28 protein-coding genes are annotated in these 13,999 nt (G+C 39.9%); 1 reads left to right on the plus strand and 27 read right to left on the minus strand.

The window, feature by feature from the left end:
* Positions 1 to 14 precede the first annotated feature (14 nt).
* The 26 genes from rpsK to rplC all read right to left on the minus strand — a co-directional run bounded on the left by rpsK (position 15) and on the right by rplC (position 12,642).
* Complete coding sequence (rpsK, locus tag FN831_RS11430) at positions 15 to 404, minus strand: 30S ribosomal protein S11 (protein WP_041878538.1); 390 nt, start codon at positions 402 to 404, stop codon at positions 15 to 17.
* Between the two features lie 21 nt (positions 405 to 425).
* A complete protein-coding gene (gene rpsM / locus FN831_RS11435) occupies positions 426 to 803 on the minus strand; it encodes a 30S ribosomal protein S13 (protein ID WP_090555277.1) in 378 nt (125 codons plus the stop codon).
* 78 nt (positions 804 to 881) lie between these two features.
* Complete coding sequence (gene ykgO / locus FN831_RS11440) at positions 882 to 998, minus strand: type B 50S ribosomal protein L36 (RefSeq protein WP_082434884.1); 117 nt, start codon at positions 996 to 998, stop codon at positions 882 to 884.
* A gap of 1 nt (position 999) precedes the next feature.
* A complete protein-coding gene (gene infA / locus FN831_RS11445; protein WP_008244555.1) occupies positions 1,000 to 1,218 on the minus strand; it encodes a translation initiation factor IF-1 in 219 nt (72 codons plus the stop codon).
* Between the two features lie 70 nt (positions 1,219 to 1,288).
* On the minus strand, positions 1,289 to 2,074 hold the full coding sequence (map, locus tag FN831_RS11450) for a type I methionyl aminopeptidase (RefSeq protein WP_142528359.1): 786 nt from the start codon (positions 2,072 to 2,074) through the stop codon (positions 1,289 to 1,291).
* Between the two features lie 5 nt (positions 2,075 to 2,079).
* Positions 2,080 to 3,420 carry a preprotein translocase subunit SecY gene (gene secY, locus FN831_RS11455; protein WP_142528360.1) on the minus strand — a complete coding sequence of 447 codons (1,341 nt, stop codon included), beginning with the start codon at positions 3,418 to 3,420 and terminating at the stop codon, positions 2,080 to 2,082.
* 3 nt (positions 3,421 to 3,423) lie between these two features.
* Positions 3,424 to 3,870, minus strand: coding sequence for a 50S ribosomal protein L15 (gene rplO / locus FN831_RS11460; RefSeq protein WP_142528361.1), 447 nt, complete (start codon positions 3,868 to 3,870; stop codon positions 3,424 to 3,426).
* Between the two features lie 110 nt (positions 3,871 to 3,980).
* The gene (gene rpmD / locus FN831_RS11465) at positions 3,981 to 4,160 is read right to left on the minus strand and encodes a 50S ribosomal protein L30 (RefSeq protein WP_090555281.1); all 180 of its coding nucleotides are present in this window, start codon (positions 4,158 to 4,160) and stop codon (positions 3,981 to 3,983) included.
* A 4-nt stretch (positions 4,161 to 4,164) separates the two neighbouring features.
* Positions 4,165 to 4,683, minus strand: coding sequence for a 30S ribosomal protein S5 (gene rpsE, locus FN831_RS11470; RefSeq protein WP_090555282.1), 519 nt, complete (start codon positions 4,681 to 4,683; stop codon positions 4,165 to 4,167).
* A gap of 18 nt (positions 4,684 to 4,701) precedes the next feature.
* A complete protein-coding gene (gene rplR / locus FN831_RS11475; protein ID WP_090555283.1) occupies positions 4,702 to 5,055 on the minus strand; it encodes a 50S ribosomal protein L18 in 354 nt (117 codons plus the stop codon).
* 5 nt (positions 5,056 to 5,060) lie between these two features.
* Positions 5,061 to 5,618: a 50S ribosomal protein L6 gene (rplF, locus tag FN831_RS11480; RefSeq protein ID WP_142528362.1), complete on the minus strand. Its 558-nt coding sequence runs from the start codon at positions 5,616 to 5,618 to the stop codon at positions 5,061 to 5,063.
* A gap of 18 nt (positions 5,619 to 5,636) precedes the next feature.
* On the minus strand, positions 5,637 to 6,035 hold the full coding sequence (gene rpsH / locus FN831_RS11485; protein ID WP_142528363.1) for a 30S ribosomal protein S8: 399 nt from the start codon (positions 6,033 to 6,035) through the stop codon (positions 5,637 to 5,639).
* 135 nt (positions 6,036 to 6,170) lie between these two features.
* Positions 6,171 to 6,440 carry a 30S ribosomal protein S14 gene (gene rpsN, locus FN831_RS11490; protein ID WP_142528364.1) on the minus strand — a complete coding sequence of 90 codons (270 nt, stop codon included), beginning with the start codon at positions 6,438 to 6,440 and terminating at the stop codon, positions 6,171 to 6,173.
* Positions 6,440 to 7,012, minus strand: coding sequence for a 50S ribosomal protein L5 (gene rplE, locus FN831_RS11495; protein ID WP_142528365.1), 573 nt, complete (start codon positions 7,010 to 7,012; stop codon positions 6,440 to 6,442). Before rplE ends, rpsN begins: the two co-directional genes overlap by 1 nt.
* Complete coding sequence (gene rplX, locus FN831_RS11500) at positions 7,012 to 7,353, minus strand: 50S ribosomal protein L24 (protein ID WP_090555287.1); 342 nt, start codon at positions 7,351 to 7,353, stop codon at positions 7,012 to 7,014. The genes rplE and rplX overlap by 1 nt, the downstream gene beginning before the upstream one ends.
* A 1-nt stretch (position 7,354) precedes the next feature.
* Entirely contained in the window at positions 7,355 to 7,723 is a 369-nt protein-coding gene (gene rplN, locus FN831_RS11505) for a 50S ribosomal protein L14 (RefSeq protein ID WP_041878524.1), read from the minus strand.
* A 1-nt stretch (position 7,724) separates the two neighbouring features.
* Positions 7,725 to 7,979 (minus strand): 30S ribosomal protein S17, encoded by a 255-nt coding sequence (gene rpsQ / locus FN831_RS11510; protein ID WP_037442595.1) that lies wholly within the window; start codon positions 7,977 to 7,979, stop codon positions 7,725 to 7,727.
* Positions 7,980 to 7,992: 13 nt separating this feature from the next.
* On the minus strand, positions 7,993 to 8,202 hold the full coding sequence (gene rpmC, locus FN831_RS11515) for a 50S ribosomal protein L29 (protein ID WP_142528366.1): 210 nt from the start codon (positions 8,200 to 8,202) through the stop codon (positions 7,993 to 7,995).
* Positions 8,203 to 8,275: 73 nt separating this feature from the next.
* Positions 8,276 to 8,698, minus strand: coding sequence for a 50S ribosomal protein L16 (gene rplP / locus FN831_RS11520; protein ID WP_037442599.1), 423 nt, complete (start codon positions 8,696 to 8,698; stop codon positions 8,276 to 8,278).
* Positions 8,699 to 8,736: 38 nt separating this feature from the next.
* Positions 8,737 to 9,609 (minus strand): 30S ribosomal protein S3, encoded by an 873-nt coding sequence (gene rpsC, locus FN831_RS11525; RefSeq protein ID WP_142528367.1) that lies wholly within the window; start codon positions 9,607 to 9,609, stop codon positions 8,737 to 8,739.
* A 5-nt stretch (positions 9,610 to 9,614) separates the two neighbouring features.
* Positions 9,615 to 9,977 (minus strand): 50S ribosomal protein L22, encoded by a 363-nt coding sequence (gene rplV / locus FN831_RS11530; protein ID WP_055130479.1) that lies wholly within the window; start codon positions 9,975 to 9,977, stop codon positions 9,615 to 9,617.
* 7 nt (positions 9,978 to 9,984) lie between these two features.
* Entirely contained in the window at positions 9,985 to 10,251 is a 267-nt protein-coding gene (rpsS, locus tag FN831_RS11535) for a 30S ribosomal protein S19 (RefSeq protein ID WP_142528368.1), read from the minus strand.
* Positions 10,251 to 11,075 (minus strand): 50S ribosomal protein L2, encoded by an 825-nt coding sequence (rplB, locus tag FN831_RS11540; protein ID WP_142528369.1) that lies wholly within the window; start codon positions 11,073 to 11,075, stop codon positions 10,251 to 10,253. The genes rpsS and rplB overlap by 1 nt, the downstream gene beginning before the upstream one ends.
* Before the next feature lie 23 nt (positions 11,076 to 11,098).
* The gene (rplW, locus tag FN831_RS11545; RefSeq protein WP_142528370.1) at positions 11,099 to 11,389 is read right to left on the minus strand and encodes a 50S ribosomal protein L23; all 291 of its coding nucleotides are present in this window, start codon (positions 11,387 to 11,389) and stop codon (positions 11,099 to 11,101) included.
* A gap of 1 nt (position 11,390) precedes the next feature.
* Positions 11,391 to 12,020 (minus strand): 50S ribosomal protein L4, encoded by a 630-nt coding sequence (gene rplD / locus FN831_RS11550; protein ID WP_142528371.1) that lies wholly within the window; start codon positions 12,018 to 12,020, stop codon positions 11,391 to 11,393.
* Positions 12,021 to 12,024: 4 nt separating this feature from the next.
* Positions 12,025 to 12,642 (minus strand): 50S ribosomal protein L3, encoded by a 618-nt coding sequence (gene rplC, locus FN831_RS11555; protein ID WP_142528372.1) that lies wholly within the window; start codon positions 12,640 to 12,642, stop codon positions 12,025 to 12,027.
* Positions 12,643 to 12,968: 326 nt separating this feature from the next.
* Here rplC and FN831_RS11560 point away from each other — a divergent pair, with 326 nt between their 5' ends.
* Complete coding sequence (locus FN831_RS11560) at positions 12,969 to 13,610, plus strand: hypothetical protein (protein WP_142528373.1); 642 nt, start codon at positions 12,969 to 12,971, stop codon at positions 13,608 to 13,610.
* Between the two features lie 72 nt (positions 13,611 to 13,682).
* Here FN831_RS11560 and rpsJ read toward each other — a convergent pair whose 3' ends face one another.
* Positions 13,683 to 13,988, minus strand: coding sequence for a 30S ribosomal protein S10 (gene rpsJ / locus FN831_RS11565; protein ID WP_008244591.1), 306 nt, complete (start codon positions 13,986 to 13,988; stop codon positions 13,683 to 13,685).
* Between the last annotated feature and the right edge of the window lie 11 nt (positions 13,989 to 13,999).

Below are 13,999 nucleotides of genomic sequence, written 5' to 3' on the forward strand. Positions count from 1 at the left end.
TAAAAATTAATAAATTAAACTCTTCTCTTCTTAGGAGGACGACATCCGTTGTGCGGAAGCGGCGTAATATCTTTGATCGAAGTAACTTCGATTCCTGAGATCTGTAATGTTCTGATAGCAGACTCACGACCTGATCCAGGACCTTTAACAAAAACTTCTACTTTACGCAGACCTAAGTCAAATGCTACTTTACCACAATCACTTGCAGCCTGACCTGCAGCATATGGAGTGTTCTTTTTAGAACCCTTAAATCCCATTTTACCTGCTGAAGACCATGAAATAGTTTGACCATTGTTGTTTGTTAAGGTAACAATGATATTATTAAAAGTCGCATTGATATGTGCCTGACCAACCGGTTCAATAACAACAATACGCTTTTTGGTTACTTTTTTACTCTTAGCCATAATTATTATTCGTTACTAATTTTATTTAGTAGCTTTTTTCTTGTTAGCAACTGTTTTTCTCTTGCCTTTACGTGTACGAGAATTGTTCTTAGTACGTTGTCCACGAACTGGTAAACCTTTTCTGTGACGTAATCCACGGTAACAACCGATATCCATTAAACGTTTGATGTTTAACTGAACCTCAGAACGTAAAGCACCTTCTACTTTAACGCCGTCGTTAATGATGGTACGAATAGCTGATAACTCATCATCAGACCAATCCTGTACTTTTTTGCTAAAATCGATACCTGCCTCAGTTAATATACGCTGAGCAGTTGATCTGCCTACTCCGAAGATGTAGGTTAGTCCGATTTCGCCTCTTTTGTTTCTTGGTAAATCAATACCTGATATCCTTGCCATATTTGTACTAAATGTTGATTATTTGACGACAGATTGAGGTAACCTGTACATTCAATCTAATCATACTTCAATAATTTATTATCCCTGACGCTGCTTGAACTTCGGATTTTTCTTGTTAATTACGTAAAGTTTGCCCTTACGACGAATAATCTTGCAATCAGCACTGCGTTTTTTAATTGATGACCTAACTTTCATTTTATTTATATCTATAAGTAATCCTGCCCTTTGATAAATCGTAAGGCGACATCTCTAATTTAACTTTGTCCCCAGGTAATATCTTAATGTAATGCATCCTCATTTTACCTGAGATATGAGCGATAATTTCATGTCCGTTCTCCAGTTCAACTCTGAACATGGCATTGGATAATGCTTCTCTTATTACACCGTCTTGTTCAATCGAGGCTTGTTTAGCCATATAATCTTGATTTTTACTTAATTAGCTGCTATTAAACAGGGTTGCAAATTTAAGAAAAATATTTAATTATTTACCTTTTTTCTTTTAAAACTTCTTCAATCAGAGAAAAGGTCGATAAAACATCTGCCTTGCCCTTTTTTATTGCAACAGTGTGTTCAAAATGTGCCGAAGGCCGACTGTCCCTGCTTGTTACTGTCCAGCCATCAGACCAAAACTCTATATTAGCTGTACCGGCATTAATCATTGGCTCTATGGCTATTACCATACCCTCCTCTAACTTCATACCTGTACCCCGTCTACCGTAGTTTGGAACCTCTGGCTTCTCGTGGAGCTGTACGCCCACACCATGACCAACAAGCTCTCTCACCACACCGAAACCATTCTGCTCTGCCAGAGACTGCACTGCATAACCCACATCACCGAGACGTGAACCAACTACAGCTTTATCAATAGCGCGCTTCAGACACTCCTGGGTAACATCTACCAATTTCTGGCGGTCAGGGCTGATTTCTCCGATAGAGAACGTATACGCCGAATCACCAAAGAAATTGTTTTTGATCACACCACAATCTACAGAGATCAGATCTCCTTCCTGTATCACATACTCACCAGGAAAGCCATGAACAACCTGCTCATTGGGCGATATACAAAGTGAATAAGGAAAACCATTGTAGTTTAGAAATGCCGGTATCGCTCCGTGATCTTTTATGTAAGTCTCCGCAAGTTTGTTCAGCTGCATCGTGGTAACTCCGGGGCCAATGATCTTCGCCACTTCTGCAAGTGTTTCAGATACCAGCATGGAACTAATTCTAATGAGCTCAACCTCCTCCGGAGACTTATAATAGATCTTAGACATTCATATTAAATTACCGCACTGCTGCCGCTTGCATTTGCAGCGGGAACACCAGTACGACCTGTAACTCTTCCGGTTTTCATTAACCCGTCATAATGACGCATTAACAGATAACTTTCAACCTGTTGTAAAGTATCCAATACAACACCTACCAGAATCAGCAGGGATGTACCTCCATAAAAATGGGCAAACTCTGATTTAATACCGAATTTAACGGCCAGTGACGGAAGGATGGCAATGATCGCTAAGAATACAGAACCTGGAAAGGTGATCTTAGAAATTACATCGTCAATAAAAGATGAGGTATCCAGACCAGGCTTAAGACCGGGAATGAAACCACCATTTTTCTTCATATCATCAGACATCTGTACGGGATTAACCGTAATCGCAGTATAGAAGAATGTAAATGCAATGATTAAAAATGCAAAGGTTAAACTGTAAGCCAGTGATGTTGGATCACTGAACTGGATTAACCATGTATTTTGTAAGGTAGGGAAGAACTGTGTAAGCGTTGTTGGAATGAACATCAGTGCCTGGGCAAAGATGATAGGCATTACACCAGCAGCATTCACTTTTAATGGAATGTATTGTCTCACCCCACCAAACTGTCTGTTACCAACGATACGTTTCGCATATTGTACAGGGACCTTGCGGACACCCTGAACGATCAGGATCGTAAACATTACCACGGCGAACAAAGCAACGATCTCCAGCACAAGTGCAATCAAGCCCCCGTCTACGATAACCCTTGAAGTGATCTCCTGATAAAGCGCCATCGGAAGACGTGCGATGATACCAACCATAATGATCAGTGACACACCATTTCCAATACCTTTATCGGTAATTTTCTCACCCAGCCACATTACAAATAATGTACCTGCCGACAAAACGAATGTTGAAAGAACGAAGAATAAAGTAGGATCAATCAGAATAGCTTCCTTAGGAACCTGTGTTTTCACATAACCTACAGCCTGAACAGCTGTAATTACTACCGTAAGGTATCTTGTGATCTGATTGAGTTTATTCCTGCCGCTCTCTCCTTCTTTCTGCATTTTCTGGAAGGAAGGTACAGCGATACCTAATAACTGAACTACAATTGATGCAGAAATATATGGCATAACCCCCAGTGCAAGGATCGATACACGGGAAAATGATCCCCCGGCAAACATATCCAGCAGACCTAAGATTCCAGATTTCTGATTATCGCCTAGGGCTGTTGCATCAACGCCTGGTAAAACAACGTGAGAAACGAACCTATAGACCAAAAGAATTACGAGCGTAAATACGATACGCTCTCTTAATTCCTGAATTTTCCAAATATTACTTAAAGTAGTAAACAGCTTCTTCATTAATTACAATTTTTCGATTGAGCCTCCAGCAGCTTCAATTGCTTTTTGTGCAGTTGCAGAGAAAGCATGAGCTTTAACTTCAACTTTAGATTTAACTTCACCACGTCCAAGGATTTTAACCAGGTCGTTTTTGTGTGCTAAACCGTGCTCCTGCAATGTAGCAAAATCAATTGAAGTCAAGCTGAATTTCTCAGCTAATCCTTGTAAAACATCTAAGTTTACACCTACATATTCAACACGGTTAATTGGTTTGAAACCTACCTTAGGTACACGGCGTTGCAATGGCATCTGACCACCTTCAAAACCAATTTTGGTTTTGTGACCAGAACGTGATCCGGCACCTTTATGACCACGGGTGGAAGTACCACCACGACCAGAACCAGTACCACGACCAATTCTTTTACTGTTTTTAGTAGAACCTGATGCAGGTTTTAAATTACTTAAGTTCATTTTTGAAACTTATTGTGCTGCCCTTCGCTTTCACTAATCAGGGACAACGGTTAAACATATACAAAGGTTGCAAATGTAATATAATATATTACACTTACAACCTCTGCGAATTATATACTTTCGATGGCAACTAAGTGATTCACTTTTCTTACCATGCCAATGATAGCAGCGTTAGCCTCAACTTCTACAGACTGGTTCATTTTTTTTAAACCTAATGCCTGCATTGTTCTTTTCTGACGTTCGCTTCTGTCAATGATACTTTTTACCTGGGTTATTCTGATCTTAGCCATGTTCTTATCCGTTAAAAACTTTGTTTAAATCAACACCACGTTGTTGTGCTACTGTATAAGCATCACGCATTTTTGTTAAAGCATCAACAGTTGCCTTTACCACGTTGTGAGGATTTGATGAACCTTTTGATTTTGCTAATACGTTGTGTACACCAGCACTCTCTAATACAGCGCGCATTGCACCACCAGCGATAACTCCGGTACCTACTGCAGCTGGTTTGATCAATACAAAACCACCTGAGAATTTACCGATTTGTTCGTGAGGAACAGTACCGTTTAACAAAGGAACCTTTACAAGGTTCTTTTTAGCGTCATCGATACCTTTTGCAATTGCTTCAGTAACCTCTTTCGCTTTACCTAATCCGTAACCCACGATTCCGTTTTCATCTCCAACAACTACGATAGCTGAGAAGCTGAAAGTACGACCACCTTTGGTCACTTTAGCAACACGTTGTATACTAACTAAACGGTCTTTTAATTCGACCTCGCTAGTCTTAACTCTTTTTATATTGATAGTTGACATTCTTCTCCTATTTTCAGATTAAAATACTAAACCAGCTTCGCGGGCACCTTCTGCCAACGACTTTACGCGTCCGTGGTACAAATAGCCATTTCTATCGAAAACAACTTCTTTAATGCCAGCTGCGATTGCTTTTTCAGCTACTAATTTACCTACAGCTACAGATTGCTCTGATTTATTGCCATTACCAGAAAAATCTTTTGATAATGATGACGCTGATACCAATGTGCTTCCAGTTACGTCGTTAATGATCTGCGCATAAATTCCTTTATTGCTTCTATAAACTGATAAACGTGGACGGCTTTCAGAACCGGTCAATCTTTTTCTGATTCCTTTTTTTATACGATCTCTACGAGATAATTTTTTCCCTGCCATGATGATTATTTTTTAGAAGCTGATTTACCTGCTTTTCTTCTTAACACTTCTCCTACAAACTTGATACCTTTACCTTTGTATGGTTCCGGTGCACGTAACGAGCGGATTTTCGCTGCAACCTGACCGATCAGTTGTTTGTCGATACTCTCTAAAATGATTTTAGGAGTCTGACCTTTCTCTGAAAGAGTAGTTACTGTAATCTCTACTGGCAACTGGAATACATAATGGTGGGAATATCCTAAAACAAGATCCAGGGTATTTCCTGTGTTTGTTGCGCGGTAACCCACACCAACCAACTCCTGTTGAATTTTGTAACCTTCTGTAACACCAATAACCATATTGTTAATCAATGAACGGTATAAACCGTGCAATGCTTTGTGTCTTTTTTGTTCAGTAGGACGTTGTACGTTTAAGATACCGTCTTCCTGACTAACAGTGATTTCTGAATCTACTGCTTGTTGCAATTGACCTTTAGGACCTTTTACAGTAACTAGATTTGCTTCATCTACTGTAATGGTTACACCTGCAGGGATACTAATTGGGGCTTTTCCTATTCTTGACATTTTGTTATCCTCCTTTAATTAATAAACGTGACACAAAACTTCGCCACCAATGTTTAGTCTGGCTGCTTCTTTATCAGTCATTACTCCTTTTGAAGTAGACAAGATAGCAATACCTAAACCGTTCAATACTCTTGGCATATTATCAACGCCTGCATACTGCCTTAAACCTGGTTTGCTGATACGCGCCAATGTGCGGATCGCAGGGATCTTAGTTATAGGGTTGTACTTTAAAGCGATTTTAATCGTTCCCTGTACTGTGTTTTCCTCAAACTTGTAGTTGGCAATGTAACCTTTGTCAAAAAGTACTTTAGTAATTTCCTTTTTAAGATTTGATGCAGGAATTTCTACAATTCTGTGATTTGCCTTGATGGCATTTCTTACTCTTGTAAGATAATCTGCTATTGGATCTGTATTCATTTTTATTGATTTGTGATAGTGGTTTCCTTTCCGAACCATTCGGAGCGACCTTCCATCGGTTAATTTTCTTGTTAAACGTATAACGTTAGCAGCATGCGCCTCTCCGGCGCAGCAACTAACGTAAAACGATTTTTCTTACCAGCTTGCTTTGGTAACTCCAGGAATTTTTCCTGCTAAAGCCATCTCACGGAATGTAACCCTTGAGATACCAAAAGTACGCATGTAACCGCGTGGACGGCCAGTTAATTTACAACGGTTGTGTAAACGCACCGGTGACGAGTTTTTTGGTAACTTGTCCAGTCCTTCGAAATCACCTGCAGCTTTAAGTTCTGCACGTTTGTCTGCATATTTAGCAACCAATTTCTGGCGCTTAACTTCGCGAGCTTTTACTCCTTCTTTTGCCATTATTGCTCTGTATTAGGTGTTTGATTTTTAAATGGTAACCCGAATTGTTTTAACAATTCCAATGCCTCAACATCAGTTGTAGCAGAAGTTACAAAGGTAATATCCATTCCTAAAATCTTAGAGATTTTATCAATGTTGATCTCAGGGAAGATGATTTGCTCAGTAATACCCAATGTGTAGTTACCTTTTCCATCAAATCCTTTATCGTTAATACCTTTGAAGTCACGGATACGCGGCAAAGCTACGGAAATTAAACGATCTAAAAACTCAAACATGTTGTTATCGCGTAAAGTTACACGTACACCTACCGGCATACCTTTACGTAATTTGAAGTTTGAGATATCTTTTTTAGATTTTGCACCTACTGCCTGCTGACCAGAAATCGTGCTCATCTCTAAAATAGAGCTGTCCATGATCTTTTTGTCAGTTACAGAGAAACGTCCAACACCCTGGTTGATTGCAATTTTCTCTAATTTAGGAACCTGCATTACGCTTTTGTAATTGAACTTGCTTTTCAGGGCAGGAACAACTTCCTCTTTGTATTTAGTCTTTAATCTTGGTATGTAAGTCATTATTTGATCTCCTCTCCTGATTTTTTAGATACCCTAACTAATTTCCCATCAGCATTAAGCTTTCTGCCAACACGCGTAGTTTTTCCAGTTTTTGGATCAATTAACGCAACGTTAGAAATATGAAGAGCAGCCTCTTTTTTAATGATACCACCGTTTGGAGTAGCAGCATTTGGTTTTGTATGTTTAGATACAAGGTTCACACCTTCTACCAGAATTCTACTTTTAGTAATCAATACTGAAAGTACTTTACCTTCCTGGCCTTTTGAATCACCAGCGATAACCTTTACTAAATCTCCTTTACGGATTTTTATCTTTGGTTGAACAGTTACTTTATTTTTCATATTATAATACCTCCGGTGCTAATGATACAATTTTCATGAATTGTTTTTCACGCAGTTCTCTCGCTACCGGGCCAAAAATACGTGTACCACGCGGCTCATCTTGTGCATTCAATAATACTGCTGCGTTATCGTCGAAACGAATGTAAGAACCATCTTTACGTCTGATCTCTTTCTTTGTCCTTACCACAACTGCTTTCGAAACTGTTCCTTTTTTAATGTTTCCTGAAGGAAGTGCGCTTTTAACGGTAACAACGATTTTGTCACCAATTGACGCGTACCGTTTTCCGGTTCCACCAAGTACACGAATTACGAGTACCTGTTTTGCGCCGCTATTGTCGGCTACGTTTAGTCTTGATTCCTGTTGTACCATGTTATTTAGCCCTCTCTAAAATTTCCACTAATCTCCAGTTCTTGTTCTTACTCAGCGGACGAGTCTCCATGATCAGTACTGTATCACCAATACCGCAATCGTTTTTCTCGTCATGAGCCATAAATTTGGTAGTTTTCTTAACAAACTTACCATAGATCGGGTGTTTCACTTTACGCTCTACAGCAACAACAACAGATTTATCCATTTTATTGCTTACCACCAACCCGGTTCTTGTTTTTCTTAATTGTCTTTCCATTTCGACTCTAAAGTTATTTAGTTTCACTAGCTGACGCCGCTTTACGCTTTGTCATTTCAGTATTTAATCGGGCGATGTCTTTTCTTACCTTAGTGATACGGGTAGGATTCTCTATAGCCGATATTGTATGCGCAAATTTCAACTTAACCAAGTTTTCTTTTTCTTCTGCAATCCTGACTACTAGTTCTTCTTGTGAAAGCCCTGTGATTTCTGAGTTCTTCATTTTATTAATTTTTATGTTCTGGGTCTAGCGGTTATAATAACAAGTTACTTACAACATTGACCCCAAAACTTCTTTATGCCTCTACGTAATCTCTACGTACTACAAATTTTGTTTGGATAGGTAATTTCTGAGCTGCTAAACGCATTGCTTCTTTAGCGATTTCTAAAGATACGCCTTCAGCTTCAAAAATGATACGTCCCGGTCTTACAACTGCAACCCAGTATTCAGGAGCACCTTTACCTTTACCCATACGTACTTCGGCTGGTTTCTTAGTTACCGGTTTGTCCGGGAATATTCTAATCCACACCTGGCCTTCACGTTTCATGAAACGAGTTACCGCAATACGGGCTGCCTCTATCTGACGACTGGTAATCCATGTCGCCTCTAAAGATTTAATCCCGAAAGACCCGAATGACAGTTCAGCACCACGTGTTGCTAAACCTTTCATTCTGCCCTTTTGCATCTTTCTGAACTTCGTTCTTTTTGGCTGTAACATCTTATTTTAATATTATCGTTAAACGATCTGTTGACTAATTATTTACGAGGACCTCTGTTTGCAGGATTTCCGCCTCTGTTATCTCTACCTGGACCGCCCTGACCCGGACCACCCTGACCTGGACCTCTTCCGCCACGACCGGCACCGCCTTTATTGTCGTTTCTTCTGTCGCCACCGCCACGGTTGTCTCTGTCTCTGCCGCCACCTGCACCAAAGTTACCTTCAGGTCTGCCACCTTTACCAGGAGCATTGCTTGTTGCACCAATGTTTGGAGAAAGATCACGTTTACCGTAAACCTCACCTTTACAGATCCATACTTTAACACCGATCTTACCGTAAGTAGTCAATGCCTCAGCTAATGCATAGTCAATATCAGCACGGAAAGTATGCAAAGGAATTCTTCCTTCTTTATACTGCTCGTTACGAGCCATCTCTGCTCCGCCTAAACGACCTGAAGTCATTATCTTGATACCTTCAGCTCCCATACGCATTGTTGATGCGATTGTCGACTTCATGGCTCTACGGAAAGAGATCCTTGCCTCTAATTGTTTTGCTACACCTTCTGCTACCAGTTGTGCATCAAGCTCAGGACGTTTGATCTCAAAAATGTTGATTTGAATCTCCTTTTTTGTAAGTTGTTTCAATTCTTCTTTGATCTTGTCAACCTCAGCTCCTGCTTTTCCGATAACGATTCCCGGACGGGCAGTGTGGATAGTTACAGTGATACGTTTTAACGTACGCTCGATAACTACTTTAGCTACTCCTCCTTTTGCGATACGCACAGAAAGGTATTTTCTTATTTTTTCGTCCTCAACTAATTTGTCAGCATAGTTGTTGCCACCGAACCAGTTAGAATCCCAACCTCTGATGATTCCCAACCTTGCTCCTATTGGATTTGCTTTTTGTCCCATTTCTACTAATTAGTTTGAGTTTCAACGTTTTTACTATCTACTACCAAAGTTACGTGGTTACTACGTTTACGTATTCTGTATCCACGGCCTTGAGGTGCTGGTCTCAGTCTTTTCAACTGACGGCCGCCACCAACCATTATAGTTTTCACGTATAACTGGTTTTCTTCAGGGCGAGAACCTTCATTTTTAGTTTCCCAGTTTTTGATGGCTGACAACAAAAGTTTCTCAACTCTGATTGCCGCATCTTTATTGGTGAATTTTAAAATATGTAATGCTTTCTCAACACGCTCACCTCTGATAAGATCTACAACCAAACGCATCTTACGTGGTGAGGTTGGACAATTGTTTAATTTCGCTACTGCTTCCATCTCTTAATTATTTTTTCTTTTCAGAGTGACCCCTAAATGTTCTGGTTGGAGCAAACTCTCCCAGCTTGTGACCAACCATGTTTTCTGTTACGTATACCGGTATAAATTTGTTACCGTTATGAACTGCAAATGTATGATTCACGAAATCTGGTGAAATCATTGATCTGCGAGACCAAGTTTTAATGACAGACTTTTTGCCTGATTCATTCATAGAGACTACTTTCTTCTCTACGTTATGGTCGATGTAAGGTCCTTTTTTAATCGAACGTGCCATTATTTCTTCCTTTTCTCTATGATGAAACGATTTGAGTATTTTTTAAGCGAACGGGTCTTAAAGCCTTTAGAATATAAACCATTCCTTGAGCGTGGCTGACCTCCTGATGAGCGACCCTCACCACCACCCATTGGGTGATCGACTGGGTTCATCGCTACCGGACGGGTTCTAGGACGACGTCCTAACCAACGTTTACGACCTGCTTTACCTAATACTTCATTTGCGTGATCCGAATTGGAAACTGCTCCTATTGTTGCTAAACAGGTAGTTAAAATTGATCTAACCTCACCTGAAGGCATTTTCACAGTTGCATATTTACCATCACGTGCTGCTAATTGAGCATAAGCACCTGCACTACGTGCCAGTTGTGCTCCACGTCCTGGTTGAATTTCAATGTTGTGTACAATTGAACCTAACGGAATGTTAGCTAATTTTAAAGTATTTCCAACTTCTGGAGTTGCTGTATCTCCCGATACTACTTTTTGCCCTACTTGCAATCCTTCCGGTGCAATGATATAACGCTTCTCACCATCTGCATAATGTAATAATGCGATGCGTGCTGTACGGTTTGGATCGTATTCAACAGTAGCTACTGTTGCAGGAATATCAAACTTATCACGTTTGAAATCAATCAAACGGTAAGATTTCTTGTGACCACCACCCATGTAGCGCATAGTCATTTTTCCTGTATTGTTACGTCCACCGGATTTCTTAGAAGAAACAACCAATGATTTTTCGGGCTTGGTTGCTGTAATCTCCGAGAAATCAGCCCCAACTCTAAAGCGGGTTCCCGGAGTGACTGGTTTAAATTTTCTTAAGCCCATAGTTATAAATAATTCAATTCTTATTAAATATTCGCGTAATAATCAATTGTTTCGCCTGCTGCCAGGGTTACAATCGCCTTTTTATATTTCGGGCTACGTCCCGTTACCAAACCACCTTTTGTATTTCTTGATTTTAATTTTCCGTTCACAACCATTGTGTTGATCGCAAGAACATTAACACCATACATTTTTTCGATAGCTTGTTTAATCTGCAGCTTGTTTGCTTTGTGCTCTACTTTAAAAGTGAAGCGGCTGGACTTCTCTGTAAGAGCAGAAGCTTTTTCTGTTAGTATTGGTTTCTTTAAAAATTCCATATTACTTGGCAAATGCCTCCTCAATTGTTTTAACAGTATTTGCAGTCAACAAAAGTTTACCACAGTTTAATACATCATATGTATTCAACTGATCAGCGGTAATCACTTTCACTTTCTGAATGTTTCTGCTTGATAAATAGATATTGTTATCTTGAACAGGTAAAACCAACAAAGTTTTTTGACCAGTTAAGCTTAAAGCGTTAACAAGGTTCAAGTAATTTTTAGTTTTAACCGTGTCAAAAGTAAAATCTTCCAAAACAAGGATATTGTTGTCCTGAGCTTTGTATGACAACGCAGATTTACGTGCCAGTGATTTTAATTTTTTATTCAGTTTGAAACTGTAATCACGTGGTTGAGGACCGAATACACGACCACCACCATTAAACAATGGAGATTTGATACTACCCGCACGGGCACCACCAGTTCCTTTTTGTTTGTACAACTTACGTGTTGAACCCGCGATTTCGTTACGTTGCTTAGATTTGTGAGTACCCTGACGTTGGTTAGCCAAATACTGTTTAACATCTAAATAAATTGCGTGATCGCTAGGTGTTACACCAAATACCGACTCAGGAAGTTGCACCTTGGCACCTGTCTCTTTTCCTGAAATGTTTACTACATTAACTTCCATCTGCTTACTTGTCTAAGATTACGTAAGAACCTTTAGCTCCTGGAATGGAACCACTAACTACAACAAGATTTTGATCAGCATAAACTTTCAAAACCTGTAAGTTCTGAATCTTTACTCTGTCTCCACCCATTCTTCCTGCCATACGCATTCCTTTGAATACACGTGCAGGATACGAAGCAGCACCCAATGAACCCGGAGCACGCATTCTGTTATGCTGTCCGTGAGTTTGACCACCAACACCACCAAATCCGTGGCGTTTCACAACACCCTGGAAACCTTTACCTTTTGAAGTACCTACAACATCAATAAAATCGCCTTCAGCAAAAATGTTTACCGTTACAGTATCACCTAAACTAAGTGATTCTTCAAACGGCTCAAATTCTACCAATTTACGTTTTGGAGTTGTGTTTGCTTTCGCAAAGTGGCCTTTAAGAGGCTGGGTTGTGTTCTTCGCTTTAGCTTCATCGAAGCCTAACTGTACTGAAACGTAACCGTCTTTCTCTTCGGTCTTAACCTGTGTAACTACACAAGGCCCAGCTTCGATCACCGTACATGGAATGTTTTTTCCATCGGCGTCGAAAATGCTGGTCATTCCTACTTTTTTTCCAATAATACCTGACATTTTCTTTTTTTAATTTAACACCCATCGTAGCAGTAGGGCTTCGTTCAAGGTGGATACACTTTCCCGTTAAGGGAGGGCAAAAATAGGAAAGAAATCTTAATTTTCAAATAGTTAGCGTATTATTTTTTCAAATAAATGCTATTATTTTTTAACAATTTGCAGAAAATGCAGTTAAAGCCAGTTTTAACGTACATGCTTGTGAATCAAAGCGATCTATTTTTTTTTGCACGACTGGTAATCAGGAGGAAACTACATGATGATGTGCGGACTGAACTTAGTGTAGTATATTTAAAATATCATTGCTAAATTCGTACAAACAATCATTTATGAACAAACTTATCTTATCTCTTCTCAGCTTCCTGATGATCAGCTTCGCGGTTGCCGGACAAGTTGCAGTGCCAGACACAGCAGCAACAGCGGTTGGCACACCTAAAGTCCAGATCATTGACAACAGCCTGAAAGGCCAGTACCAGTCTCTCCTTTACCGCTCAAAGAGCTATTACGGCGCAAAACTGATTGTTCCGGGCCGGCTTACCGCTTTTTATAATAGTGTCGCCGATTCGATCAGAAAAGAGCGTGCAGGCAGCAGAACGGCCCAGAGTAAGATAAATGCCCAGGCTAAAACTATTGACACACTGAATGGCCAGATCAAAGCTAAAGAAGACGCCCTGGAGTCATCTAACTCAAAATCAGACGACATCACCTTTTTAGGCATATCATTCAGCAAATCAACTTATAACACTATTGTCTGGTCAATCATCACTGTACTGGCGCTGGGCCTGATATTCGTCATCAGCAGATCTGCAAAAAACATACATGAGGCCAGATACAGGTCTGAACTTTATGAAGAGATTTCAAAAGAATACCAAACTTACAAGACCAAGTCTAACGAGAAAGAAAAGAAACTGGCCAGGGAACTGCAGGATGAGCGGAACAAACTCGAAGAATACAAGAATAAGGGTATCTAATACAATATCATAGTTAAACAGAAAAGGCCTCCGGAAATCCGGAGGCCTTTTCTGTTTAACGTAAAAAACTAATTATACTTTGATTTCTACTTCAACACCGCTAGGTAATTCAAGTTTCATCAGCGCATCAACAGTTTTAGAGTTAGAGCTATAAATATCTAACAAACGTTTGTAAGCACATAATTGAAATTGCTCACGTGCTTTTTTGTTCACGTGTGGTGAACGCAAAACTGTGAAGATTTTCTTTTCTGTTGGCAACGGAATTGGTCCGCTAACCACTGCACCTGTAGGTTTAACAGTCTTAACGATTTTCTCAGCAGATTTATCTACCAAGTTGTAATCGTAAGATTTTAACTTAATTCTGATTCTTTGGCTCATGATATTTGTGT

It is taken from the genome of Pedobacter westerhofensis, from assembly GCF_900182595.1.
GTDB lineage: Bacteria > Bacteroidota > Bacteroidia > Sphingobacteriales > Sphingobacteriaceae > Pedobacter > Pedobacter westerhofensis.